This is a genomic window from Paraburkholderia sediminicola (assembly GCF_046027825.1).
Taxonomy (GTDB): domain Bacteria; phylum Pseudomonadota; class Gammaproteobacteria; order Burkholderiales; family Burkholderiaceae; genus Paraburkholderia; species Paraburkholderia sediminicola_D.
Genome location: NZ_JAQQDU010000027.1, coordinates 63,363 through 88,858, shown reverse-complemented (window position 1 = coordinate 88,858; position 25,496 = coordinate 63,363). Strand labels below are relative to the sequence as shown.

At 62.5% G+C, this 25,496-nt stretch carries 23 protein-coding genes and 1 riboswitch; of the genes, 7 read left to right on the top strand and 16 right to left on the bottom strand.

What is annotated here, in order from left to right; all coding sequences use genetic code 11:
• The first annotated feature begins 159 nt into the window (after positions 1 to 159).
• The 5 genes from pxpB to PQQ96_RS16960 all read left to right on the top strand — a co-directional run bounded on the left by pxpB (position 160) and on the right by PQQ96_RS16960 (position 4,602).
• Positions 160 to 813: a 5-oxoprolinase subunit PxpB gene (pxpB, locus tag PQQ96_RS16980; RefSeq protein ID WP_408293886.1), complete on the top strand. Its 654-nt coding sequence runs from the start codon at positions 160 to 162 to the stop codon at positions 811 to 813.
• Positions 810 to 1,862 carry a 5-oxoprolinase subunit C family protein gene (locus PQQ96_RS16975; protein ID WP_408293883.1) on the top strand — a complete coding sequence of 351 codons (1,053 nt, stop codon included), beginning with the start codon at positions 810 to 812 and terminating at the stop codon, positions 1,860 to 1,862. Before pxpB ends, PQQ96_RS16975 begins: the two co-directional genes overlap by 4 nt.
• A gap of 19 nt (positions 1,863 to 1,881) precedes the next feature.
• Entirely contained in the window at positions 1,882 to 2,634 is a 753-nt protein-coding gene (gene pxpA / locus PQQ96_RS16970) for a 5-oxoprolinase subunit PxpA (RefSeq protein WP_408293881.1), read from the top strand.
• A 277-nt stretch (positions 2,635 to 2,911) separates the two neighbouring features.
• On the top strand, positions 2,912 to 3,649 hold the full coding sequence (locus tag PQQ96_RS16965) for a DUF969 domain-containing protein (protein ID WP_408293878.1): 738 nt from the start codon (positions 2,912 to 2,914) through the stop codon (positions 3,647 to 3,649).
• On the top strand, positions 3,646 to 4,602 hold the full coding sequence (locus tag PQQ96_RS16960; protein WP_408293875.1) for a DUF979 domain-containing protein: 957 nt from the start codon (positions 3,646 to 3,648) through the stop codon (positions 4,600 to 4,602). The genes PQQ96_RS16965 and PQQ96_RS16960 overlap by 4 nt, the downstream gene beginning before the upstream one ends.
• Before the next feature lie 138 nt (positions 4,603 to 4,740).
• Here PQQ96_RS16960 and PQQ96_RS16955 read toward each other — a convergent pair whose 3' ends face one another.
• Positions 4,741 to 5,028 carry a glycosyltransferase family 9 protein gene (locus PQQ96_RS16955; RefSeq protein WP_408293872.1) on the bottom strand — a complete coding sequence of 96 codons (288 nt, stop codon included), beginning with the start codon at positions 5,026 to 5,028 and terminating at the stop codon, positions 4,741 to 4,743.
• Entirely contained in the window at positions 4,979 to 6,307 is a 1,329-nt protein-coding gene (locus PQQ96_RS16950; protein ID WP_408293870.1) for a tetratricopeptide repeat protein, read from the bottom strand. The genes PQQ96_RS16955 and PQQ96_RS16950 overlap by 50 nt, the downstream gene beginning before the upstream one ends.
• Before the next feature lie 395 nt (positions 6,308 to 6,702).
• Here PQQ96_RS16950 and PQQ96_RS16945 point away from each other — a divergent pair, with 395 nt between their 5' ends.
• Positions 6,703 to 8,508, top strand: a complete 1,806-nt coding sequence (locus tag PQQ96_RS16945; RefSeq protein ID WP_408293868.1) for a tetratricopeptide repeat protein — start codon at positions 6,703 to 6,705, stop codon at positions 8,506 to 8,508.
• Between the two features lie 84 nt (positions 8,509 to 8,592).
• Here PQQ96_RS16945 and PQQ96_RS16940 read toward each other — a convergent pair whose 3' ends face one another.
• The 13 genes from PQQ96_RS16940 to PQQ96_RS16880 form a co-directional block, all read right to left on the bottom strand.
• Positions 8,593 to 8,892, bottom strand: coding sequence for a BrnA antitoxin family protein (locus PQQ96_RS16940; RefSeq protein WP_408293866.1), 300 nt, complete (start codon positions 8,890 to 8,892; stop codon positions 8,593 to 8,595).
• Positions 8,893 to 9,171: a BrnT family toxin gene (locus PQQ96_RS16935; RefSeq protein WP_408293864.1), complete on the bottom strand. Its 279-nt coding sequence runs from the start codon at positions 9,169 to 9,171 to the stop codon at positions 8,893 to 8,895.
• Between the two features lie 199 nt (positions 9,172 to 9,370).
• Entirely contained in the window at positions 9,371 to 10,522 is a 1,152-nt protein-coding gene (locus PQQ96_RS16930; RefSeq protein ID WP_408293862.1) for a TraB/GumN family protein, read from the bottom strand.
• Positions 10,515 to 11,534 (bottom strand): peptide ABC transporter ATP-binding protein, encoded by a 1,020-nt coding sequence (locus PQQ96_RS16925; RefSeq protein ID WP_408293859.1) that lies wholly within the window; start codon positions 11,532 to 11,534, stop codon positions 10,515 to 10,517. The genes PQQ96_RS16930 and PQQ96_RS16925 overlap by 8 nt, the downstream gene beginning before the upstream one ends.
• The gene (locus PQQ96_RS16920; RefSeq protein ID WP_408293856.1) at positions 11,531 to 12,535 is read right to left on the bottom strand and encodes an ABC transporter ATP-binding protein; all 1,005 of its coding nucleotides are present in this window, start codon (positions 12,533 to 12,535) and stop codon (positions 11,531 to 11,533) included. The genes PQQ96_RS16925 and PQQ96_RS16920 overlap by 4 nt, the downstream gene beginning before the upstream one ends.
• 1 nt (position 12,536) lies before the next feature.
• Positions 12,537 to 13,454: an ABC transporter permease subunit gene (locus tag PQQ96_RS16915; RefSeq protein WP_408293853.1), complete on the bottom strand. Its 918-nt coding sequence runs from the start codon at positions 13,452 to 13,454 to the stop codon at positions 12,537 to 12,539.
• An 87-nt stretch (positions 13,455 to 13,541) separates the two neighbouring features.
• Positions 13,542 to 14,552 (bottom strand): ABC transporter permease subunit, encoded by a 1,011-nt coding sequence (locus PQQ96_RS16910; protein ID WP_408293850.1) that lies wholly within the window; start codon positions 14,550 to 14,552, stop codon positions 13,542 to 13,544.
• 132 nt (positions 14,553 to 14,684) lie between these two features.
• Positions 14,685 to 16,313, bottom strand: coding sequence for an ABC transporter substrate-binding protein (locus PQQ96_RS16905; RefSeq protein ID WP_408293847.1), 1,629 nt, complete (start codon positions 16,311 to 16,313; stop codon positions 14,685 to 14,687).
• 204 nt (positions 16,314 to 16,517) lie between these two features.
• Entirely contained in the window at positions 16,518 to 18,161 is a 1,644-nt protein-coding gene (locus PQQ96_RS16900; RefSeq protein ID WP_408293844.1) for an ABC transporter substrate-binding protein, read from the bottom strand.
• 299 nt (positions 18,162 to 18,460) lie between these two features.
• Positions 18,461 to 19,291, bottom strand: a complete 831-nt coding sequence (gene metF / locus PQQ96_RS16895; RefSeq protein WP_408293841.1) for a methylenetetrahydrofolate reductase [NAD(P)H] — start codon at positions 19,289 to 19,291, stop codon at positions 18,461 to 18,463.
• An 11-nt stretch (positions 19,292 to 19,302) separates the two neighbouring features.
• Positions 19,303 to 19,656, bottom strand: a complete 354-nt coding sequence (locus PQQ96_RS16890) for a phage holin family protein (RefSeq protein WP_028198543.1) — start codon at positions 19,654 to 19,656, stop codon at positions 19,303 to 19,305.
• Between the two features lie 157 nt (positions 19,657 to 19,813).
• Positions 19,814 to 21,229 (bottom strand): adenosylhomocysteinase, encoded by a 1,416-nt coding sequence (ahcY, locus tag PQQ96_RS16885; RefSeq protein ID WP_408293838.1) that lies wholly within the window; start codon positions 21,227 to 21,229, stop codon positions 19,814 to 19,816.
• A gap of 33 nt (positions 21,230 to 21,262) precedes the next feature.
• A riboswitch (S-adenosyl-L-homocysteine riboswitch) is annotated at positions 21,263 to 21,397 on the bottom strand.
• A 46-nt stretch (positions 21,398 to 21,443) separates the two neighbouring features.
• Positions 21,444 to 22,241, bottom strand: coding sequence for a glycosyltransferase family 2 protein (locus PQQ96_RS16880; RefSeq protein WP_408293835.1), 798 nt, complete (start codon positions 22,239 to 22,241; stop codon positions 21,444 to 21,446).
• Between the two features lie 294 nt (positions 22,242 to 22,535).
• Here PQQ96_RS16880 and PQQ96_RS16875 point away from each other — a divergent pair, with 294 nt between their 5' ends.
• Positions 22,536 to 23,495, top strand: coding sequence for a LysR family transcriptional regulator (locus PQQ96_RS16875; RefSeq protein ID WP_408293834.1), 960 nt, complete (start codon positions 22,536 to 22,538; stop codon positions 23,493 to 23,495).
• Between the two features lie 172 nt (positions 23,496 to 23,667).
• On the opposite strand, the gene PQQ96_RS16870 is transcribed toward PQQ96_RS16875, so the two are convergent.
• On the bottom strand, positions 23,668 to 25,401 hold the full coding sequence (locus tag PQQ96_RS16870) for an OmpA family protein (RefSeq protein ID WP_408293832.1): 1,734 nt from the start codon (positions 25,399 to 25,401) through the stop codon (positions 23,668 to 23,670).
• Positions 25,402 to 25,496 lie beyond the last annotated feature (95 nt).

The window sequence follows — 25,496 nt, the reverse complement described above, 5'->3', positions numbered from 1 at the left end:
CGAGCAGCCCATTCCGGGGAGCCTGGCGAAAACGCTTATTGAGAATTTGTTGATATTTTATTGATAATGTACGCTTCAATCATCGTGCACCGTATGCCGATAAATATCCATAGGGTCCGATATGCTCGACATTTCCGACTCGACCTGGGCCACTAAGCGATGAGCCAACCAAGAATCTTTCCGCTCGGCGATGCCGCGCTAGTCTGCGAAGCCGCGCCGCCCGCCACACTGGACTGCCAGCGGCGCGTGTGGGCCGCAGCCGAGGCCGCGCGCGACTGGCCGCATGTGCTGGAGGTGGTGCCAGGTATGAACAATCTGACGCTCGTATTCGATCCGCTCGAAGCCGACCGCGAAGCGCTCGTGAGCCAATTGCAAGCAGCCTGGAACGCGGTGAGCGACGTGCCCGCACCCGGCCGCGAAGTCGAAATTCCGGTGCAGTACGGCGGCGAATTCGGCCCCGATCTGCAAGCGGTCGCCAATCACACCGGCCTGAGCGTGCGTGAGGTGGTGCAACGTCATGCAGAAGGCGAGTACGTGGTGTTTTTCCTCGGCTTCCAGCCGGGCTTCGCCTATATGGGCGGGCTCGACGAAGCGCTGCACACGCCGCGTCGGGCGTCTCCGCGGCTGGAAGTGCCGGCCGGTTCGGTCGGCATCGGCGGCGAGCAGACTGGCATTTATCCGGCGACCTCCCCCGGCGGCTGGCAGTTGATCGGCCGCACCGAACTGCCGCTGTTCGATCCGGCGCGCCGCCCGCCCACACTCTTGCAACCGGGCGACCGGGTGCGCTTTACCGTCGCGGGGATACACGCATGATCGATGTGATTCGCGCGGGTCTCCTGACCACGATTCAGGATCTCGGCCGTCACGGCTACCGGCACCTCGGCGTCGCGATGGGGGGCGCGCTCGACCGTCTGTCGCTCGAAGTCGGCAACCGACTGGTCGGCAACCGGCCCGATGCGGCCGGCCTGGAAATCACCTTCGGCCCGACCGTGCTGCGCTTTCTGCGCGCCACACGCGTGGCCATTACCGGCACCGAATTCGGCGCGACACTCGACGGCAAGCCGGTCTATTCATGGTGGAGCCTGCCGGTGCAGGCCGGCCAGGAGCTGGTGCTGCAAGCGGCGAAGCGCGGAATGCGCGGCTATGTCTGCATCGCGGGCGGCGTCGACGTTTTGCCCATGCTCGGCTCGCGCAGCACCGATCTCGCCGGCCATTTCGGCGGACTTGGCGGCCGGGCGCTGCGCGACGGCGATCGCCTGCCGGTCGGCGCGCCGCTGCAACGCGGCCACCTCGGCTTTACCCCCGAAGCGCCGGAATTCGGCGTGAAGGCGCCCGCCTGGTGCAAGTTCGTGCTGGTCCACGAGCCGCTGCGGCGCGGCCGGCATCCGTCGGGCGTGCCGTGGGCTGTGCCGATCCGCGTGTTGCGAGGCCCCGAATACGGCAGCTTCACTGAAGAAGCGCGCGAATCGTTCTGGTCCGATGAATGGCTGGTCACACCGAACAGCAACCGCATGGGCTACCGCCTCGCCGGCGCGGAACTGAAGCGCACCCAAAAAAGCGATCTGCTCTCCCACGCGGTATTGCCTGGCACGATTCAGGTTCCACCGAACGGCCAGCCGATCGTGCTGATGAGCGACGCGCAAACCACCGGCGGCTATCCGAAGATCGGCGTCGTAATCCAGGCCGACCTATGGAAGCTCGCGCAGGTTCGCCTGAACGCCGCCATCCGCTTCATCCCGACGACGCCTTATGAGGCGCGCCAGGCTTTACTGGAAGAACGCACGTATTTGCGGCAGATCGACGCCGCAATTGCCATGCACGAAGAACGCTGCGCGCGCCAGCCGGCGGCCGCAGCGCTGTAACACTACGTAGAGGAACACCATGGAAATCGATTTGAACGCCGACCTCGGCGAAGGTTGCGGCTCCGACGAGGCGCTGCTCGACCTCGTCAGCTCGGCCAACATCGCGTGCGGCTGGCACGCGGGCGGCGCCAACGCCATGCGCGACTGCGTGCGCTGGGCGGTGCAAAAAGGCGTGTCGATCGGCGCGCATCCCAGCTTTAACGATCCTGAGAATTTCGGCCGCAAGGAAATGGATCTGCCGGCCAACGATATTTACGCCGGGGTGCTGTATCAACTCGGCGCACTGTCGGCGATTGCTCAGGCCGAGGGCGGCCGCATTGCGCACGTCAAGCCGCACGGCGCGCTGTACAACCAGGCCGCGCGCGACGCCAGGATCGCCGACGCGATCGTCTCGGCGGTTCACGATTTTGACCCCTCGGTGGCGGTGTTCGCGCTCGCCAACAGCGGACTCGTGACGGCTGCACGGCAAGCCGGCCTGATTGCCGTCGAAGAAGTCTTCGCCGACCGCGGCTATCGCGCCGACGGGTCGCTCGTGCCTCGCAAGGAGCCGGGCGCGCTGCTCGACGACGAAGAGGTGGTGCTGGCGCGCACCCTCGCCATGGTGCGCGAGCGCCGCGTGCAAGCCGTCGACGGACAGTGGGTGCCGCTCAACGCCCAGACCATCTGCCTGCACGGCGACGGCCCGCATGCACTGGCATTCGCGCGGCGCATCCGCAGCGCGCTACAGGACGCCGGTATTGAAGTACACGCGGCCGGCGCCGCGAGCGTCTAACCCGCGCGCGGACTCACGCGAACCAGACAGCGCGATTCAACCCCTTGCCAAGCCCTGAACGCCCCGCCCCGCGGGGCGTTTGCCAGGTGCCGGACTCATTGCAGTGCCGCCGTCAACCAGCAGATGAGCAGCAAATAAGCAGCAGATGCAGGTGCAGATGTAGTCGAAGCAATGCGGCCATCAAGAGCCGTAGCAGCAAGACGGCGCGGGGTCCCCTGCCGCCGGCCCACGTTAGCCGCCACAAGCGGTGAGGTTGAAACCCTGTTTGGAGATCCAGATGCAGACAACAGTCAGTCTATGGCCGCTCATTGGCGTGGCCGTCATCATCGTCGGCTTTTTATTACGGTTCAATCCAATGCTGATCGTGGCGGTAGCCGCGATTATCACGGGACTGGCCGCGCACTTCCCGCCCGAAAAGATTCTCGCTGAAATAGGCACCGGCTTCATCAAGACCCGCAATATCCCGCTGATCATTCTGCTGCCGCTTGCCGTGATCGGTTTGCTGGAGCGGCATGGCCTGCGCGAGCGCGCGCAAGCGTGGATCGGCGGCATCAAGGCCGCGACCGCCGGACGTCTCCTGATCGTCTATCTGCTGGTGCGCGAGCTGACCGCCGCTGTCGGCCTGACCGGTCTCGGCGGCCATCCGCAAATGGTGCGTCCGCTGATCGCGCCGATGGCCGAAGGCGCCACCGAAACCCGCTTCGGCAAAATCAGCGACGCGGTGCGTTTCAAATTGCGCGCGTTCTCCGCAGCGACCGATAACGTCGGCCTGTTCTTCGGCGAAGACATCTTCGTCGCCTTCGGCGCAATCGTGCTGATGACAACCTTCCTGAAAGAAGCCGGCATCGTCGTCGAGCCGATTCACGTTGCTGTCTGGGGCATTCCGACTGCGATCTGCGCGTTCATCATCCACGGCTTCCGCCTGTATCTGCTCGACCGCTCGCTGGAGCGCGAATTGCGCGGCAATGCGGCCGCCGGTTCGCCGACGCAGTCGGCCGCGGGAGACAAAGCATGACGTTCACGATTACCTATCTCTTCTGGCTGCTGGGCGTGGTGCTGCTCGTTATCGGCGGCATGATCGTCACGGATAAGGAACATCCACGCCGTTTCACCGCCGGTGGTTTCTGGATTCTCTATGCGCTGATCTTCCTGATCGGCGACAAGCTGCCGCCCTCCGTGGTCGGCGTGCTGGTGATCGTGATGGCGCTGATTGCGGGCTTTGGCGGTGTGACCGCGGCCAAGCCGAAGGTGCTTTCGCTGGAAGCGCGCAAGGCTAGCGCCGCACGTCTGGGCAACAAGTTGTTCGTGCCCGCGCTGACGATTCCGGTCGTCACCGTGATCATCACCTTGTCGGCCAGCCATCTGATCTTTGGCGGGATGCCGCTGATCGAAAAGGCAAACGTCACGCTGATCGGCTTCGGGATCGGCTGCGTGATCGCGCTAGCGATTGCCTGCGTGCTGACGCGTGACACCGTCGGCCAGTCGATGAAGGAAGCGCGCCGCCTGGTCGACGCGTTGTCATGGGCCGCGGTGCTGCCGCAGATGCTCGGCATGCTCGGCCTCGTGTTCTCCGACGCCGGCGTTGGCAAGGCCGTCGCTCACGTGACCACGGCCTATATCAGCCTCGACTACCGCTTCATCGCGGTGGCCGTGTACTGCATCGGCATGGCGCTGTTTACGATGGTGATGGGCAACGGCTTCGCCGCGTTTCCAGTGATGACGGGCGGCGTCGGCGTGCCGATCCTGGTCGGCGTGTTTCACGGCAATCCGGCTGTGATGGTCGCGATCGGCATGTTCAGTGGCTACTGCGGCACGCTCATGACGCCGATGGCCGCGAACTTCAACATGGTGCCGGCAGCCTTGCTGGAATTGCCGGATAAGAACGCCGTGATCAAGGTGCAGATACCCACCGCGCTCACCTTGCTCGTCGTGAATATTTTCCTGCTGAATTTCTTGATGTTCTTGTAGGAATCTTGACTCGCCGCTTCGGCAAACCTGGACGAACAACGTGTTCGAACAGGCGGGCTGAAGCGGCGGTGTGCGCCCGCGTAAAACGATGGGCCAGATTAAGACGCGTGATTGACCGGGTAACCGGGGCTGCGCGGATCATCGCGCCACACCTTGTGGCGGAAAGGTCTGCTTCAACGCCGCAGTGACCCGCTCGAGCACATCGTCCCAGTTACCTTGCTGCGGCTGGGTGAAGATTCGCACGCTAGAATACCAGGGACTATCCTCCCGATCGCGCAGCCAGCGCCAGCAGCCGGAAAAGCGGTTGAGCAGCCAGACCGGCTTACCCATTGCGGCGGCCAGATGCGCGACCGAGGTATCGACCGAGATCACCAGATCAAGGTTCTCGATTAGCGCAGCCGTGCGCTGCAAAGTCGTCGATTTCATCCATCCAGTTTGTCAAACATGCATCAACGGCCGGGTCGGGACGCTTCGCCGGGTCGTCAGTCTTTTGCAGGCTGATCCAGCGGATATGCGGCATGGCGAGGAGCGGCGCCATTTGCGCGGACGTGATGCTGCGCACCTTGTCCGCGGTAAAACCTGAATGCCCACCGGCCCACACCACGCCTACGCGCGGCAGATCAGGGTTCGGTAAGGCAGCCAGCCGGGTATGCCACGCTGCAGCACGCCCGGCATCGGCATACAAATAGGTGAAGGCCGGAATGTTGTCCAGCTGTGTGCCGAACGCCATTGGCAACGACATCAGCGGGCAATACCAGTCCCACTCGTCGAAGTTGGGCTCGACATTGTCGAGCACCACGACACCCGGCCAGCGCTGACCGAACGACTGCTCGTAAAGGGGCTTCAAGGGTTGCGGACAGATGTAGCCGACCTGCGAAAAATGTTCGAGTGCCAATGGCAGATAGCGCACGAACTGCAGGCTGTCGCCAAACCCCTGCTCATGAAAGACCAACAGGCGCGGGCCCCGAACCGGCATACCGTTCGCGCGACGGCTGACGTTCGGATTCTCGCCATTCCATTGCGGCAGCGCCACGTGCGGGCGTTCTGGCGTGGGACGCCCTTCCTCATCCACCATATTTGCCCAGCGGTCTTCGAAATAAGGCCATGCTTCTTCATATCGACCCGTCGCCTGCAAGACGGTGGCAAGGTTGCTGCGCGCACCGAGATAGGCCGGATCGAGCTCGAGGGCGTGCCGCAGGTGCCGCTCTGCTTCGTCCAATTCGCCAAGGTGATTGGCAACGGCCCCCAGGTTCGCGTGGGCCAACTGATGGTCCGGTTCAAGTTCAAGCACTCTGCGATAGGCAAGCGCTGCTTCCCCTGCGTGTCCCTGCACCTGCAGGACTAGCGCCAGAAAGTAATTGAGCGACGGTAAGTCGGGTTGGAGCGCAAGACCCCATTGGGCCGTTTGTCTGGCGTTGGCGAGAGCACCCAATCTGATCTGGATCAGGCACAGCAAATTGTATAAGGCCGGATCCGGTTGAACTTCGATCGCGCGCTCGATCCAGCTTTGAGCTGACTCCATCTGCTTCGACTGGAACGCCAACACGCCGTATGCGTACAGGGCGCCAACATGGTTGGGGGCCCTGGCAAGGATTCGATCGAGGAGCCGTTGCGCTGTATCGACCTGACCCGCCTGACGCGCCTGCTCGGCCTCGTCGTACCAGGTCGCGATGTCTTCGGACAGCAATGAGGGAAGCGTTGGCATGGGCGGCGAGAAGTGTGCGTTGAGCAGTCGGCGGGGGGCCGTGAATGGTGAGATCGGATCGGCGCTTGAACACTTTGACGACGGTAGGCCCGCGGGGGCGTGAGGGAGCGTGCAAGTTCGATCGAACGCCGAATTATCTGCGGCACCATGTGGTCAGTCTGTAGGACCGCTCCGAAAGTACCGCGCTTCGAGCGCTCTGCGGCGGCCGGTAGCGGGCAATCGCGCGACGCTCATGAACTGCTCAGGCGCATCTACCCGCGGCGAAACAGGCGCCGCGGATTTAGGAAGCGTCCGATCGTCAGGAAAGGTTTACGGACATAAGCTCGTGGATGGTCTCCTATCCACATGCGCCGGCGCGCGCAACGCTTGCCACCGGCGCTCTCCAGCAGGTTCTCATGGAACACTCATCCCAGCCCGACAGCGCGCGCGCCGAGACGCCGCCCAACACCTACCTCGCCTCGTTGGTCAACGCCGCGCTCGAAGCGCACCAGGCCGGCCGGTTCGATGACGCCGAGCCCTTCTACCGCGAAGCCCTCGCACTCGATCCCGCCCATGCCGAAGCGTTGCACTATTTCGGCGTGCTGCAACATCAGCGCGGCGACCACGTCTTCGCCGCCGAGTTGATGAGCGAAGCGCTCAAACTCGATCGCACTGACGCCATCTGCTGGAGCAACCGCGGCCTCGTGGCTGCCGCACTCGGCCATGCCCAGGAAGCCATGATCTGCTATGACCAGGCGTTGCAGTTGCAGCCGGATTTCGCCGACGCACGCAACAACTTCGGGGTCGCGCTGCAAGCGCAAGGTGCGTTTGACGAAGCGATCGGGCAGTATCGGCTGGCGTTGGCGGTGAATCCGTCGCTGGTCGATGCGCATCTGAACCTTGGCACGGCGTTGAACAAGCTGGGCCGCTACGATGAAGCGCTGGTCTGCTATCAACACGTATTGGCGCTCGACCCGCGCTCGGCGGAAGCGCATTTCAACGCGGGCAATGCCCACAACGCGCAAGGCGAGCACGTCGCGGCCATCGCGAGTTTCGAACGGGCACTGGCATTGCGCGGCGACTACGCCGAGGCGCACATCAACCTGGGCAGCCTGATCGGCAAGCTCGGCGACTACGCCGGCGCAGAATCGCAATACCGGCGTGCGGTCGCATTCAAGCCGAACCCCACGAATCTGGTTTGCCTCGGTGGATCGCTCGGCGCGCCAGGTCGGTTGGACGAAGAGGAAGGTTTCTATCGCCATGCGCTGGAACTCGATCCCCACTATGCGGATGCGCACCAGGGCCTCGCGTGGCTGCTGCTCAAACGCGGCGATTACAAGCAAGGCTGGGCCGAGTATGCAATGCGCTGGCGCAAGCACGATTACGAGGCGATCGCGGTTCCCGGTGTGGCCGAGTGGCATGGCGAACCGCTCGCCGGGCGCCGACTGTTGCTCGTCGGCGAACAGGGCTTCGGCGACCATTTCCAGTTCCTGCGCTATGCACGCGTGCTCGAACAACTCGGCGCCACGGTCGATATCTGCGTGCGCGAGCCACTGCTGCCGCTAGTTGAGCGCATCCCGGGCGTCCACCGCGCGTTTAGCGGCAAGCCCGACGGCCAGTACGACTTCTGGGTGCCGATGATGAGCGTGCCGTCGTGCGTCGGCACCGACCTGTCAACCATTCCAGCAGAAATGCCCTACCTGTTCGCCGACAAAGCGAACATCAAGGCGTGGCGCAAACGGATCGGACCAGGCGAAAAATCAAAACGCAAAGTGGGTCTGGTGTGGGCCGGCAGCCCGACGTTCGGCAACGACCGCTACCGGTCGATGGCGCTGGCCGACCTCAGCGCGCTCAGCAAGGTGGAGAACGTCGCGTGGTACGCACTGCAAAAGGGCCCGGCGCATGCGCAGTTGGGCAATGCACCCGAAGCTTTCCGCGCCCACGACTTCACCGCCGATCTGAATAGCTTCGACGACACCGCCGCGCTCATCATGAATCTCGATCTGGTGATCGCCGTGGACACCGGCGTGGCGCACCTGGCGGCCGCGCTGGGCAAGCCGGTGTGGGTGCTGCTGCCCGCCAACTCGGACTGGCGCTGGCTCGAAAACCGCAGCGATTCGCCGTGGTATCCGTCGATGAAATTGTTCCGCCAGACGACGCTGGGCGATTGGGCGCCCGTGGTACTGCGTGTGTCAGAAGACCTGCGCGACGGTAGTCTATAAAACCCGCGCCGCGCGGATTTCAGACGTTTCTGCGCGGCGCCTTCTCAACCCTTTGGTGCAGACTGAATGCCGCGGCGCCGCGCCTTAAGGGCGACGACGCTGCTGCGCCTGCATGTAGGCACGCAACAACTTGTTGATGCGCGTCTGATACCCCGCTCCCTGCCCTTTGAACCACTCCAGCACATCCGCATCCAGGCGCATCGTGACAGCCTGTTTCGGCGGAACGTGCAACTCAGCCCGGTCAAAAAAGTCGTCGCCCAATTCAGGCACGTCGCTCGTGTCGATTTGCGCGTCGCCTGCCTTTGCAAGTCGCTTCCAGTCGGTTCCTGATGTCTTACCCATAATCTCGCCTCTGCTTGTTTGCAACGATTGCCCCGGTGCCACTTAATTCCAGACGCTGTCCTTGTAGCGTTTCACTTCGTGCCTTGTCGCCTTGCGGGCCGAAATGATCCGGATCACATCCGCACTGCGTTCGACATACACCACCACGCCTACGATAGCGACCATCCAGCCTAGCGCGATCCAGCGATCCTCACCGTAGTCTTCCCGCTGGTCTATCGCCGTCAGCACGGGATGATCGAACACGTCGACAGCGTCTCTGAAGTCGATGCCATGCTTACGGATGTTGATTTGATTCTTGACTTCGTCCCATTCAAACCGCACACAGCATATGTATTGACATCTGTACATACATCATAGCACGCAGAGGCAGCTATGGCCGCGTGCGCCGCGAGCAGTTCACGGCACACGCAAGCATCGGACTGGTTGTTCAAATACCGGTTCCTATTCTGGCCGAACGGCCTACCCCGGTTAAGACTGTGATCAGCCACATCGCACGTCGAGCGTCAGACTGGGACGCGACTCACCCCGCATCCACCACAAATCCGTGTTGCCGCAACAACTGCAGCACGCCTTTGCGGCCTCCCAGATGCAATGCGCCGATCGCCACGAACACCGGCTTGTTCGGTGCGGCGATCAGCAGCATCCGCGACACGAAGCGCCGGTTGCGCTCGTACACGATCCTGTTGTCGATCTGGTCGGAGATGCGCTTGTCGCGCGCCAACACTTCGGACTTCGCGGCCTGCCATGCGGCGATCGCATCGGCATCCCCGACTCGCCACAGCCGATGCAAGGTCTTCACATCGTCGACGTTTTCCGCGGGCGTTTGCACCAGGTCCTGCGCAAGCATTTCACGCTGCTGCGCGAGCGTGAGTCCGGTGAACGCGCGCATCTGCTGGGGCAAGGTCTCGAGCCCGACGATCTTGCCGCGCGTCCTGATATAGACGTTCTGCAGTTGGGCTTCCGTACCGTACTCGGTTTGCAATCCGGCACTCAGCGAGTCGTAGGTTTCCACCACCAGCGAAGCGAGCCACGGTCGCATCTTCTTGATTTCATCCAGCGCCGCGGGATTGCCGCGCAGGCGGAAGGCCAGCTTGCGCCACAACGGATCGGGTAGCAGGCCCGGTAGACAGTCGCGCCGGCAGATGCCGTACTTGGAGACGTCGTCTTGCGAGACCAGCAGTTCATCGGGTGAGAGTTCGAGTGCCAGCGTCGGTGACGCAACCAGGGCGCCGAGAATCGGCGCGCGGAACGGTTGCGTGGCCGGATAGTCGGCAGGGTCGCCGACGTGCAAGGTGCCGAGCACGTAGATGGTTGTGGTGCCACGCGTCGCGACATAGAACGGCATACGCGCCGGTTGCGTGCGCACCGGACCGCTCGCCGTGGTGCCCGGCGTAGCGGGTGGCGGATTGAAGCCCGGCAAGGTGGCGCGCGGCGGTGCCGGCAGATTGGGCACCGGCATCGTCGGCCGCCCCGCTTGAGCGGGCGTATTGGCGGCCGCTCCAGCGGCATACGCGACGCCGATCGGCCCCGCGTTCAGGTGAAAAACAGAACAAACGCCGAGGAGCGCGGCACCGGTCAGTGCACGCGCTCCCCAGCGCCGCGCAAAAGGAGCGCGGCGGCCACCATCACGCAAGCGGCGCGTAAGACGACGCGCCGCCATTGCATCAGGCATCCATGTCCCCCACCTCCTCGGCGCGGTGACACGACACCTGACGGCCATCCACTTCACGCAACTTCGGCTCTTCGCTGCGGCACCGGTCGATCACGTACGGGCAGCGTTGATGGAACGTGCAGCCCGACGGTGGATTCAGCGGCGACGGCATTTCGCCTTGCAGCTTGATCTTGATGGTGCGATCCGCTTCGAAGATCGAAGGCGTCGCCGACATCAGCGCACGCGTGTACGGATGACGCGGCTTCGAGAAAATCCGTTTCTTGTCGCCGAGCTCCGCCACGCCGCCGAAGTACATCACCATGACATCGTCGGCGATGTGCTCCACCACCGACAGGTTGTGCGAGATGAACACGTAGCTCGTCTTGAACTGCTCCTGCAGGTCCATGAACAGATTGAGAATCTGCGCCTGGATCGACACGTCGAGCGCGGACACCGGCTCATCGGCGACCACGATCTGCGGATCGAGGATCATCGCCCGCGCAATGGCCACGCGTTGCCGCTGACCGCCCGAGAACATATGCGGATAACGTTTTGCATGCTCCGGACGCAGACCGACCGTGCGCATCATCTGCGCGATCCGTTCGGCGCGTTCAGTCGTGCTCAGTTGCGTATTGATCGCGAGCGGCTCGCCGAGCGTCTGCTCGACGGTCTTGCGCGGATTCAGCGACGCAAACGGATTCTGAAACACCATCTGCACGCGCCGCCGCAGCGCGGCGATCTTCGCGTGATCGGCGCCGGCCACGTCTTCTCCATCGATCAGCAGGCGGCCCGCGCTGGGCGCTTCGATCATGGTGAGCTGACGGGCAAGCGTCGATTTGCCGCAACCGGATTCGCCGACCACCGCCAGCGTCTTGCCGCGTTCCAGCGCGAACGACACCCCGTTCAACGCCTTCACCGTGCCCGAGCTAAACATCCCGCGCTTCACCGTGTAGTAACGCGCGAGCTTGTCGGCAACCAGCACGTGATCGCCCGCATGGTCCGACTGGCGCCGCGTTTCGAATACTGCGTTCATCGTGCGCCTCCATGGGTGTGAACGTTGGCGTCGCCGCTCAGGTTCAGGGGTTTGATGCAGCGCACGCGCGCCACCTCGGCGTGATCTTGCATCGGCGCCAATGCCGGGCGCGCCTTCATGCAATCGTCGACCACATACTTGCAGCGCGGTGCGAACAGACACCCTTTCGGACGATCGTCACGCCCCGGCACCATGCCCGGCAGGGCCGCGAGCCTTACCGCGCCGACATTGTGCTCGGGAATCGCCGCCAGCAACGCTTCCGTATACGGATGATGCGGCGCGGCGAAGATGTCCGGCACGCGGTTGGTTTCGATCACTTCGCCAGCGTACATGACCGCAACGCGCTGCGCGACCTCGGACACCACCGCCAGATCGTGCGAGATCAGCACGAGCGCCATGCCGCGTTCCTTCTGCAGCTTGATCAGCAACTCCATGATCTGCGCCTGGATCGTCACGTCGAGCGCGGTGGTCGGTTCGTCGGCGATCAGCAGCTTCGGATTGCAGGCAATCGCCATGGCGATCATCACGCGCTGGTTCATGCCACCCGACATCTGATGCGGGAACGAGCCGATACGGCCTTTCGGATCGGGAATGCCGACCTGGTCGAGCAACTCCAACGCGCGCTTGTCCAGCGCACTGCCGCGCAAGCCCTCGTGCAGCTTCAGCACTTCCTTGATCTGATAGCCGACCGTGTAGCTCGGATTCAGACTGGTGAGCGCGTCCTGGAACACCATCGCGATGTCTTTGCCGATGATCTTGCGGCGTTCTCTCGCCGAGGCCTTCAGCAAATTCTTGCCGTTGAAGGTGACCTCATCCGCCGTGACTTTGCCCGGCGCGTCGATCAGGCCCATCAGCGCCATCATCGTCACGCTCTTGCCCGAACCCGATTCGCCGACCACGCCGACGACTTCGCCCTGCGCGACATCGAGGTTGATCCGATCGACAGCGGGCAGGCCGTTGAAATCCACCGCCAAATTGCGGATGGTCAATAAATTGGTCATGTCAGGCCATCCGCTTCAGTTTGGGATCGAGTGCGTCGCGCAGCCCGTCGCCGAGCAGATTGATCGCGAGCACCGAGATCAGGATGGAGAGACCCGGCATCGTGACGATCCACCAGGCGCTGTCGATATAGTCGCGCGCCGAGGCCAGCATCGCGCCCCACTCCGCCGACGGCGGTTGCACGCCAAGACCGAGAAAGCCGAGCGCCGCGGCATCGAGAATCGCCGACGAAAAGCCCAGCGTAGCCTGCACGATCAGCGGTGCGGTGCAATTCGGCAGCACTTGCGAGAACATCAAACGCAGCGTGCTTGCGCCCGCAACGCGCGAAGCCGTCACATACTCTTTCTGCAATTCGCCCTGAGCCGAAGCACGCGTCAAACGCACATAACCCGGCAACGCGACAATCGCGATCGCCAGCATCGTGTTGACGAGACCCGGGCCGATGATCGCGACCACCGCAACGGCCAGCAGCAGCGACGGCAACGCGAGCAGCACGTCCATGATGCGCATGATCGGCGTATCGGCCCACTTCTCGAAAAACGCTGCGATCAAGCCGAGCACGATGCCCGGAATCAGCGCGAGCACCACCGAGACGAAGCCGATCCAGAACGACAACCGCGCGCCATACATCAGACGCGAGAGGATGTCGCGGCCCGCTTCGTCGGTGCCGAGAATGAACTTCCAGTTGCCGCCGTCGAGCCAGGCGGGTGGGATCTTCACGAAGTCGCGATACTGCTCGATCGGGCTATGTGGCGCGATCAACGGTGCGAAGATCGCGATGAAAATCAGCGTCAGCACGATGATGCCGGCGCCGACCGCACCGCGGTTACGCGAGAAATTCGCCCAGAATTCGCGGGCGGCGATGGCGCGGCCGCTGGGCGGCGTCACCGACTGGGGGACTGTATTTTGAATGTCTGCCATTTTCATGCCTCCCGCCGAGCCGCCTCAAGGGAGGCATGCGCCCCCTCGGGGGGCAGCGAACGCAAGTTTGCGTGGGGGTTCATATTCTTACCTCGTATGGCGAATGCGCGGATTCAGCACGCCGTACAACAGATCGACGACGAGGTTCACGACGATCACCAGCGTAGCGATCATCAGGATACCGCCCTGCACCACCGGATAGTCGCGCCGGCCGATCGCGTCGATCAGCCACTTGCCGATACCTGGCCACGAAAACAGCGTCTCGGTCAGCACCGCGCCGGCCAGCAACGTGCCGACCTGCAAGCCGATTACGGTCACGACCGGAATCAGCGCGTTACGCAGTGCATGCACAATGATTACCCGCGCAGGCGACAAGCCCTTCGCACGCGCCGTGCGAATGTAGTCCTCGCGCAGCACTTCGAGCATCGACGAACGCGTCATCCGCGCGACGACCGCCAGCGGAATCGTGCCGAGCACAATGGCCGGCAAAATCAGATGGCTGAGCGCGGATTTGAACGCGCCTTCGTCGGTGGACATCAACGCGTCGATCAGCATGAAGCCGGTGACGTGCGGAATGTCGTATTCGACCGCAATGCGGCCCGACACCGGCGTCCAGCCGAGGTCCACGGAAAAAAACATGATGAGGATCAAGCCCCACCAGAAGATCGGCATCGAGTAGCCGGTCAGCGCCGTGCCCATCACGCCGTGATCGACCACCGTGCCGCGCCTGAGGGCCGCGAACACGCCCGCCGGCAAGCCGACGATCAGCGCGAACAGCATCGCGCAGAACCCCAGTTCAACGGTGGCGGGAAAACGTGCGAGGAATTCGCCCATCACGCTGGTATTGGTGATGATCGAGGTGCCGAGGTCGCCGTGCATGGCACGGCCGACATAGTGGATGTACTGCATCGGCAAGGACTCGTCGAGCCCGAGTCGATGCAGCGCGGCGGCATGCATGGCGGGATCGACGCCGCGCTCGCCCATCATCACTTCGATGGGGTCGCCCGGTATCAGGTGAATCAGCGCAAACGCGAGGATCGTGATGCCGATGAACGTCGGTATCACCATGCCGATGCGGCGCAAAACAAAGCGGAACATGGTTCGTCCCTATGGTCTTGATGAAGAAAAAACGCAACCGGCGACGAGGGCTTGTGACCCCGGTCGCCGGACCATTTCGACCAGTTTTCTAACGGTGCGAAAAGCTACTGCGTAAGCTTGACTGTATTACCTTTACTTGACGCTGACGCCGTCAAAACGCGCATAACCGAGCGGCTCGATACGCATGTCGACCACCTTCTTGCTGACAGGCTGGTACACGGTCGAGTGAGCGATCGGCGAGAACGGCAGTTGCTGCGCGAAAATCTGCTGCGCCTGCATGTACGCCGTCGTACGCACGCCTTGATCGGACGACTCGCGGCCCTTCTGGATCAGTTCGTCGAACGGCTTGTAGCACCACTTCGAGAAGTTGTTGCCGTTCACCGCTTCGCAGCCGAGCAGCGTGCCGAGCCAGTTGTCCGGATCGCCGTTGTCGCCGGTCCAGCCGATCAGCATCGTGTCGTCTTCACCTGCGTGAGCGCGCTTGATGTACTCGCCCCATTCATAGGTGACGATCTTCGCTTTCACGCCGATCTTGGCCCAGTCGGCCTGGATCATTTCCGCCATCAGACGGGCGTTCGGGTTATACGCGCGTTGCACCGGCATCGCCCACAACGAGATGTCGAAGCCGTTCGGATAGCCCGCCTTCGCGAGCAGCGCCTTGGCCTTGTCCGGATCGTAGGACGCGCTCTTCAGGTTCTTGTCGTACGACCATTGGGTCGGCGGCATCGGGTTCGTCGCGGCCTGGCCTGCGCCCTGGTACACCGACTCGATGATCGCCTTCTTGTTGATCGCCATGTCGAGCGCCTGACGCACTTCGAGCTTGTCGACCGGCTTGTGCGTCACGTTGTACGCGAGGTAGCCGAGGTTGAAGCCAGGTTGCGACGGCATGTCGATGTTCGCTTCAGCCTTCAGCGGCGCGATATCGGCCGGGCGCGGATAGCTCATCACCTGGCATTCGTCACGCTTGATCTTCTGCACGCGCACACCGGCGTCCGGCGTGATCGAGAAGATCAGCTTCGAGATCTTCACTGCGTTCGGCTTCCAGTAATCCGGATTGCCGTCGAAGCGGATCGTTGCGTCCTTCGTGTAGCTGCGGAAAATGAACGGGCCCGTGCCGACCGGGTACTGATTGATGTCGGCGGCTTTGCCGGCCTTCAGCAACTGGTCCGCGTATTCACCCGAGAGGATCGACGCGTATTCCATCGCCAGATTCTGGATGAACGGCGCGTTGACTTCCTTCAGCGTGAACTTGACCGTGTACGGATCGACCTTTTCGACGCCGGTGATCAGCTTGTCGAGGCCCATGTCCGTGAAGTACGGGAATTGGACCGGGTACGCCTTCCGGAACGGCTGGTTCGTGTCGAGCATGCGCTGGAACGTGAACACGACGTCGTCCGCGTTGAATTCGCGCGTCGGCTTGAAGAACGAGGTGGTCTGGAACTTCACGCCGTGGCGCAGATGGAACGTGTAGGTCTTGCCGTCCGGCGAGACTTCCCATTTTTCCGCCAGGCCCGGCTCGACTTTCGTGCCGCCGCGTTCGAACTCGACGAGGCGGTTATAAACGGTGAACGTGTTGGCCGTGAAGTCGACGCCAGTCGTGTACTGGGCCGGATCGAAACCCGCAGGGCTGCCTTCTGAGCAGTAAACCAGGGTTTTGTTCGGAATCTCGGCACGCGCAATGCTTGCGCCCACCATCGATGCCGCTGCAGCTGCGACGAGCGTCGTAACACGCGCGGCGCGCAACAGGTTGTTTTGCTTCATGTTTCCTCCAGGTTCGGGGCTGGCTTCCGCCAGCGTAGCGCGATATTACTTGAGCTTGGCTCGCCCCAACAAGCGGAGGAAAATACCCCCGTTGACGATCGGAAACAGTTAAGGCATAAGGGCAGCCGCACGCCGGCGCTGGCCGGAACGTGCGGCGCTAGAGGCGGGCTCGGCAAAAAGCGGCCCACGGGGCGTTACCGGCGGCTATTTCAGGCCGACACCCATGAATTGCGTTGGACCAAATGGGTCGATCTTGAAGCCGGTGACGTCTTTGCTGATCGGCTGGTAGACGGTGGAGTGGGCAATCGGCGTAAACGGAACCTGCTGCTTGAAGATCTCCTGCGCTTCCACATAGTCCTTGGTGCGCTCGGCGAGATCGGTGGTGCCACGAGCTTTCCTGATCAGATCGTCGAACGGTTTGTAGCACCATTTGGAAAAATTGCTGCCCTTCACCGCATCGCAGCCGAGCAAGACACCAAGCCAGTTGTCAGGATCGCCGTAGTCCCCCGTCCAGCCGATCAGGATCGCCTCGTGCTCGCCAGCATGGGCGCGGCGGATGTACTCACCCCATTCGTACGTGGCAATCGTCGTCTTGACGCCGATCTTCGCCCAGTCGGCCTGCAGCATTTCGGCCATCAGGCGGGCGTTCGGGTTGTAGGGCCGCTGCACCGGCATGGCCCACAGGGTCAGGTCAAAGCCGTCCGGGTAGCCAGCCTCCTTGAGTAACGCCTTGGCCTTGTCAATGTCGTAAGGTGCATCCTTCAGGTTCTTGTCGTAGCCCCATTGGGTCGGCGGCATGGGATTCGTCGCGATTTGCCCCGCGCCCTGATATACCGACTCGATAATCGCTTTCTTATTGACCGACATATCCAGCGCGCGTCGCACCAGCACGTTGTCGAGCGGTTTTTTCGTCGTGTTGTAGCCAAGGATGCCCAGATTGAACCCGACCTCGCTCGGCATCGCCAGCGACGGGTCGGCCTTGATCTGCGGAATATCCGCGGGACGCGGATAGCTCATCACCTGACATTCCCCGCGTTTCAGTTTCTGCAGCCGCACCGCGGGATCCACGGTGATGGCGAAGATGAGCTTGCCGAGCTTCACGACACCCGGCTTCCAGTAGTCGGGATTGCCGTCGAAGCGGATCGTGTCGTCCTTGGTATAGCTGCGGAAAATGAACGGCCCGGTGCCGACCGGGTATTGGTTGATATCGGCGGCCTTACCGGCTTTTAGCAGTTGATCCGTGTACTCCGCCGACAGAATCGACGCGAACGGCATCGCGATCTGCTGCAGGAACGGTGCATCGACTTCTTTTAGCGTGAAACGTACCGTGTACGGGTCCAGTTTCTCGACCTTGGCGATGTTCTTTGCCAGTCCGAGATCGGCGAAGTAGGGAAATGGAACCGGGTACGCCTTACGGAACGGCTGATCCGGGTCCAGCATCCGCTCGTAAGTGAAGACAACATCGTCGGCGTTGAATTCGCGGGTTGGCTTGAAGAACGAGGTGGTCTGAAACTTCACCCCGTGCCGCAGGTAGAACGTGTATTGCAGGCCGTCCTGCGACACATCCCATTTCTCAGCGAGGCCCGGCTCGATATCGGTACTGCCGCGGGCGAACTCGACAAGGCGGTTATAAACCGTGTACGAAGCGGCCGTGAATTCGACGCTGGTGGTGTACTGCGCGGAATCGAAACCCGCCGGACTGCCTTCGGAGCAGAATACGAGGGTTTTATCGGGCAAGGTGGCCGCGTCGGTTGCGGCGGGCAGGAGGCCGGCGGCCAGGACCGCGCAGGCGCTCAAGACTGGCAGGCAGGTATGGCGAACTGCAAACAGCAATCGATGTACTGTCATCACGTTCTCCGCACGGCAGCCAAGTCAGCTGCGCTCCGATCATAGACAGCACAAAAATCGGGTTCAATGAGGACTTACACGACAAAGGGAAACGCCTGGCGGCGCAGGTTTGCTGCGACGCAGCAAATGCTTCCAGGACGAGTGCGCGGGCGAAGTTTCCTGTACGCAATGGTTGCGCGGGATAGCTGTACCGGATAGCTGAGCGAGATTGCCCGTCCGAAAAAAAACCGCGCGGTTCGGTCAACCGCGCGGTTCTTTACAACGGTGCCGAGGCCGTTAGCGGCCGCTCGGACCTTGGCTTAAGCGCCCAGCCGTTCGCAGATCGCCTTGGTCGCCGCAGCGCCATTGAGCGTGTAGAAGTGCAGACCCGGCACCTTCGCGTCGATGAGACGCCGGCACAGGTCCGTCACCACATCCAGCCCGAACGCGCGAATCGACTCGCGGTCGTCGCCGAAGCTTTCCAGACGGCGCGCGACCCAGCGCGGCACTTCCGCGCCGCACATCTCCGAGAAGCGCATCAGCTGCGAGTAGTTCGTGATCGGCATGATGCCTGGCACGATCGGCACGTCGACGCCGAGCTTCCTCGCGTCGTCGACGAAACGGAAATACGCGTCAGCGTTGAAGAAATACTGCGTGATCGCCGAATTGGCGCCGGCCTTCACCTTGTGGGCGAAGTTTTCCAGATCGTGACGCGGCGAGCGCGACTGCGGGTGGTACTCCGGATAGCCGGCCACCTCGATCCAGAACCAGTCGCCAAACTCAGCGCGGATAAAGCTCACCAGTTCCGACGCATAACGCAGCTCGCCAACTTCGCCCATGCCGGACGGCAAATCGCCGCGCAGCGCGACGATATGGCGGATGCCATGCGCGCGGTACTCGTTGAGAATCGCGCGCAGGCTCTCTTTCGACGAGCCGATGCACGATACGTGCGGCGCCGCGTCGAGCCCTTCCTTCGCCATATCGACGACGGTATCGAGCGTGCCCTGTTGCGTCGAGCCGCCGGCGCCGAACGTGACGGACACGAACTTGGGCTTGAGCGGCGCGAGCTGCGCGCGGGTGGCACGCAGCTTGTCGACGCCTTCCGGCGTTTTCGGCGGGAAGAATTCGAATGAAAGTTCGATCGGGTTCATGATTCAGTAGCTCAACCGATGCTGCGATTGCCGAAAATCAGCGCGGACAGCAGCCACGAAACGATGCTGTACAGAATCGAGCCGAAGAACGCCGACCAGAAACCGGACACTTCGAAGCCTTTCAGCAGTGACGCGCACAGCCAGAAGCACAGCGCATTCACCACCAGAATGAAGAGTCCGAGCGTGACGATCGTGACGGGCAGCGTCAACAGGATCAGCACCGGTCGCAGGATCGTATTGATCAACCCGAGCACCACCGCGACGATCAAGGCGGTGCCGAAGCTGCGGATATGAATCGACGGTACGAGGTAGGTGATGATCAGAAGCGCAAGCGCGTTGATCAGCCAGGTCAGCAGCACGGTCATGTAGAGCTCCTTTCAGGCAGGATGTCCGTTTGAACGGAAAGAGGCGGGCATGGCGAACAGAGCGGCGCCTTGCGCGCCGCCCTGTCGTCAAACAGTCATGCTTTAAAAACCGCCCGCGTGCTTAATCTTACTGAGCAGTGTGATTTACCAGCGTGACTTAGTAGCGGTAGTGGTTCGGCTTGAACGGACCGTTCTTGTCGACGCTGATGTAGTTTGCCTGATAGTCCGACAGCACCGTCAGTTCTGCACCGATACGCCCCAGATGCAGACGCGCAACCTTTTCATCAAGGTGCTTCGGCAACACATAGACCTTGTTTTCGTACTTGGCGCCGTCAACGAACAGCTCGATCTGCGCGATCGTCTGGTTCGTGAACGATGCCGACATCACGAACGAGGGGTGACCCGTTGCGCAACCCAGATTCACCAGACGCCCTTCAGCCAGCAGGATGACGCGCTTGCCGTCCGGGAAAATGATGTGGTCGACTTGCGGCTTGATGTTTTCCCACTGGTACTGGCGCGTCGAGGCAACGTCGATTTCCGAATCGAAGTGACCGATATTGCAGACAATCGCGTTGTTGCGCATGGCAGCCATATGATCGTGGCCGATCACGTGGAAGTTGCCCGTTGCCGTCACGAAGATGTCGGCCTTGTCAGCCGCGTATTCCATCGTCACGACGCGATAGCCTTCCATCGCCGCTTGCAGTGCGCAGATCGGGTCGATTTCCGTGACCCACACCGTGGCGCCCAGACCGCGCAGCGATTGCGCGCAACCCTTGCCCACATCGCCGTAACCGGCCACGACCGCGATCTTGCCCGCGATCATCACGTCGGTTGCACGCTTGATACCGTCGACCAGCGATTCACGGCAGCCATACAGGTTGTCGAACTTCGACTTCGTGACCGAATCGTTCACGTTGATGGCCGGGAACGGCAGGCGCCCTTCCTTTTCCATCTGATACAGACGATGCACGCCAGTCGTGGTTTCCTCGGTCACGCCCTTGATGTGCGCGAGACGTGTGGAGTACCACACCGGATCCGCATCCAGATGACGGGCGATCGACTTGTACAGCGCCACTTCTTCTTCGTTTTCCGGCTTCGAGATCACCGAACGGTCTTTCTCAGCCTTCGAGCCAAGGATCAGCAGCAACGTGGCGTCGCCGCCGTCGTCGAGGATCATGTTGGCGAATTCGCCATTCGGCCATTCAAAAATGCGGTGCGAGAATTCCCAGTATTCGTCGAGCGATTCGCCCTTGAACGCGAACACCGGCACGCCGCCTTCCGCAATCGCGGCGGCTGCATGATCCTGCGTCGAGAAAATATTGCACGATGCCCAGCGAACGTTCGCGCCGAGTGCCGTCAAGGTTTCGATCAGCACGCCGGTTTGAATCGTCATGTGCAGTGAACCCGCGATGCGCGCGCCCTTCAGCGGCTGCGAGCTCTTGTATTCCTCGCGCGTCTGCATGAGGCCGGGCATTTCGGTTTCAGCGATATTCAGTTCCTTGCGGCCCCAGGCTGCAAGCGACATATCGGCGACGAGGAAATCCTGCTTTGAGTCGAGAACTGCGGCGTTCATCACGCCCTCCTTTCTAAGAAATTGACTAGAAATTTGACGTGAGCGCGGTTCGATGCGGTGGTTGGGAAAGCGCTATGCGCATCCTGACCCTCCGATTGAAGCCTCCGAGCCTGGCGGGCGGCCAGCGAATGCTGATTCGCGGTACCCGTCGCAACGCTCCTCGAAGACGAACGGCGATTGTAGCAAATCGAGATGGCTTCGTGGCGTGGTTGGGCTACGCAGTGTGATTCGGGAGAGCAGAGGCGGCTGGCTCGGCAGCGAAGCTTGCCGCGCGCAATTGCTCGATGCCCGCGCGCGCGGTGTCGAGAAACTGCCTTGAAAACCGGAAGGCATCGGCCACGTCGGCGGGATCCGGTGTCTGCAAGCCCAGTGCGATGCGGAAATACCGTTCGGCATGAATGCCCGGGTGGTAATGCATGCGTACGCGCTTCACGTCATCCAGACGCCGGTTGCCGAAAATGTCGCGCAGCGCCCACGAAAACGCGCCGTCTTCGCCACCGATGCGGCGGAACGCGTCGTCCATCGGAAAGCCGCCGAGCGCGGCATACACTGCGCGGCGGATGATCAGGCTGCTCGGCACCGTATTACTGAGCGTTGCGGCGTGCTTGTCGAAATCGTCGTGGTGGATGAGGTCGTCCGGAAAATCCGTGTAGTCGACGTCGAGCCGCACGGACACTTCATTCGGGTTCGGCGCGAAGAAGGCGCTCGCGGCGGCCAACGCGCCGGGCAGGTATTCGTCGTCGGCGTCGAGGAAGGCAAGCAGACCGTGAGCCGCATGCATCGCGCCCCAGTTGCGCGCCCGAGCCGGGCCGCCGTTGTACGGCATCTGCAGCAGACCCACGCGCGGGTCGAGACGCCCGTGATGGGCGACCACGTCAATGGAGGCATCGGTCGAGCCGTCGTCCACCACGATGATCTGCGCGGCTTCAGGTCGAATCAGGCAACTCTGAAGCGCACGGGCGAGCGTCGCCGCGCCGTTGTAGCAGGGAATGATGATCGAGAGGGGCGTCATGGATTGATACGGGCGCGGCGGGTCAACAGTAGAGAACCGTGGATGTTATCCCGCTTCCGGCGGCGTCCATCCTGGAAAAATGGCATGGGCGCCCGCGTCGAACAACCCATCTCGCACACGCCTATCGCGATCAAGATAGATGCGCTCAGCTCCTTCGGCGCGTAAATCTTGTCGAAGACGGCAAGCACGAAAGTGCGCAGATGCGAAGCGCGTCATCAGGTTGCACCGCGACATAAATGCGATGACTTACAATCAGCCGAATCATTCCAAATTGGAATTCTGGAGCCTGAGATCGTGGAACTACGTGCGCTGCGGTATTTCGTCGAAGTGGTGCGTCAACAGAGTTTCACTGTCGCCGCCGAGCAGATGTTCGTCACGCAGCCGACCATCAGCAAAATGGTGAAGTCGCTGGAAGACGAAATCGGCTCACCGCTGCTGTTGCGCGACGGGCGCCAGATGGTGCTGACCGATGCTGGCCGGATCGTCTATCAGCGCGGTCAGGACGTGCTGGCCGCACATGCGCAATTGCAGGCCGAGCTGAACGATCTCGACACGCTCGGCCGCGGCGAACTGACCATCGGCATTCCGCCAATGGGCGGGTCGCTGTTCACGCCCGCCATCGCCGCGTTCCGCCAGCGTTACCCGAAAATCGAACTGAAGCTGTTCGAGCAGGGTTCGCGCGCAATCGAAGCCGCACTGATCCACGGCGAGCTGGAGTTAGGTGGCGTGCTGCAACCGGTCGACCCGGACAACATCGAAGTGCTGCCGATGACACGGCAATTGCTGTGGCTGGTCGCGCGCACCGGCTCGCGCTGGGACGATCTGCACGAAGTGCCGCTCGCCGAACTCGCCAACGAGCCGTTCGTGTTCTACGGCGAGAGCCTCGCGCTCAACGATGTCGTGCTGAATGCGTGCCGTACCGCCGGTTTCGCCCCGACCATCGTCGGGCGCAGCGGGCACTGGGATTTCATGGCGGCGCTGGTGCTGGCTGGCGTCGGCATCGCGCTATTGCCTGCGCCGTATTGCCGGCGTCTCGACGCGGCACAGTTCACCTGCCGCCCGGTGGTGGAGCCGGAAATTCCGTGGGAAATGGCGATCGGCTGGCGCCGCAATGGCTATCTGTCCCACGCGGCGCGTGCATGGCTGGGGGTGGCCCGCGAGACGCTGCCGGGCCAGGCAGGCGACGATTTCATGCTGGGGCCGGGCATCGGCATGACCGGCATCACGGCGCCGGTTCAGACACCGCCGCCGTAAATGCGGCCGCCACAAACACCGCAACCGCGAACGCGGCCGGCCAAATGACAACATGCCGCCCGGCGCGAACCGGGCGGCATGTCTTTCAGGCTCAGGTCAAAAGCTGACCTCGAAGGTTTAGCTCGCAGGCTGACCTCGAGGGATTACCTCGACCGTTGACTGAGCACCGCCACTACTGCTGCGCGACAAACTCGATGCGGCGGTTGGCAAAGCGCCCGCTCGCCGTATCGTTGCTCGCGACCGGACGCACGTCGCCATAACCTTGCGCGACCAGCGAATCCGCTGGCACGCCCGTCTTGACGAGATACGCGCGGACCGCTTCGGCGCGCTTCTTCGACAGTTGCAGATTGGCTTGCGCGCCGCCGATGTTGTCCGAGTAGCCGGCCACTTCGAGCTTGGCCGTCTTGCCGTTGCGCGCACAGGCGTTCAGCACTTGCGCCGACTGGTTCAGGTCTTCAATCGCCGAGACCGGCACGCGGGCGCTGGCGCTCGTGAAGTTGATCACCTGCAGGTTCAACACCTTGATCACGTCCGCTGCCGCGCACGAGCTGTCCGGCGTGAGCAGGCCCTTGATCGCGCCGCGGAAGTTTTCGGTAGCGTTGGCGACCGCCTGCTCGACGTTGAACGAACCGATCTGATACGACGTGCCGAACAGCGACTTGAGTTTGTCGAGCCAGCCGAGCTTCGCGTTCGCCGCGCTGCCGCTCAGTTCGATGTGCGCGCCATCCACTTTCACTTCCGCTCCGGGCAATGCCATCAGCGGCAGCAGGCCGTCCAGATGAACGAGCCAGTCGGCCTGCCTGGTGTCCTGATCGACCGTGACGTTCGCGACGAACTGGTCAGCACCGAAGCGCTTTGTCAGCTCGTCGATCAGCTGGGTCTTTTCGGCTTCGCTGCCGACCGTCGCGGTGAGCGTCGGCTTGCCGGCGGCGTCGACCGTGAAACTGAGCTGGCTGTCTTTGGTCGGCGCGGGTGCGGCCGCGGGTTGCTGCGCTTCGCTGGCGGCGCTTGCTACTACGGCGCTGGCCGCGACATCGCTGGCCGGTGCAGCGGCCGAGGCCTCAGCCGGTGCGGACGCAGGCTGTGCGGTGGCAGCGACTTCGGCACTGCTGCGCTCGCTGCTTTGTTCGCCGCGTTGCTCACTTTGGCAACCGCGCAGGAACAGGAAGGCCAGCACCGCGGCAATCGCCGCGAGCAGCCACCACAACCATTTGCGCGAACGCGGCTCCCCACGCACGACTGCGTCGGCCGGCACGCGAATGCTCGACAGGGCTTCGGCCACCGGCTTGGCGGCAGGCGTCGGATGATCGATGTGCGCCGAGACCGCTTTCAACTGCGACAGAATGTTGCCGCTGAACGCGCCAAGCCCGCTCAGGCCCAGCGCGGCCATCAGACGGTCGTTCAGATACGGTGCAATGGCTGGCAGTTGATGACCCAGCAGCGTCGGCAGTTGGCCAACGTTGCCCTGACCTTCGAGAAAATGCCGCTTGAGCACGCCGAGCAGCGCCGCTCCGGCGATACCCGTCATGGCGTGCGTGGCATGGACCGGCACGCCGGTTTGGGTGGCGACTTCGTCGCTCAGCGTATCGACGCGACGGTCAAGTACGCGCTCGAGCAAATGGCGCCCCGCCCCTTCGAGCAGGCTCACGCCGGTCGTGCTGCCGAGCAGTTGCGGCAACTGCTCGGCGATGTGCCCGTTCACCTCAGGCGAGAGGATCGTTGTGAACAGCGAACGCGCGCCGTCGAGCGTCGCGCCTTTTTGCATGAGGCCAGCAACAAGCGCCGGGCCGGTCGTTGCAAGCACCTTCTGGATCGCGTCCGGCGGCAGCCCGAAGCGGGCCGCCATCTGTCGCACGACACCGTCCGTCAGCGCGGACTGAATCAGCTGAATCACATTGATACTCATCGCTTCGCTTCCTTGATTTCCCGAACGCATCACCTGACACGCCCCTTTTCGCGGCGCGATTATAGGTTTGCGGGAATCTCATAAACGAAGCGGCA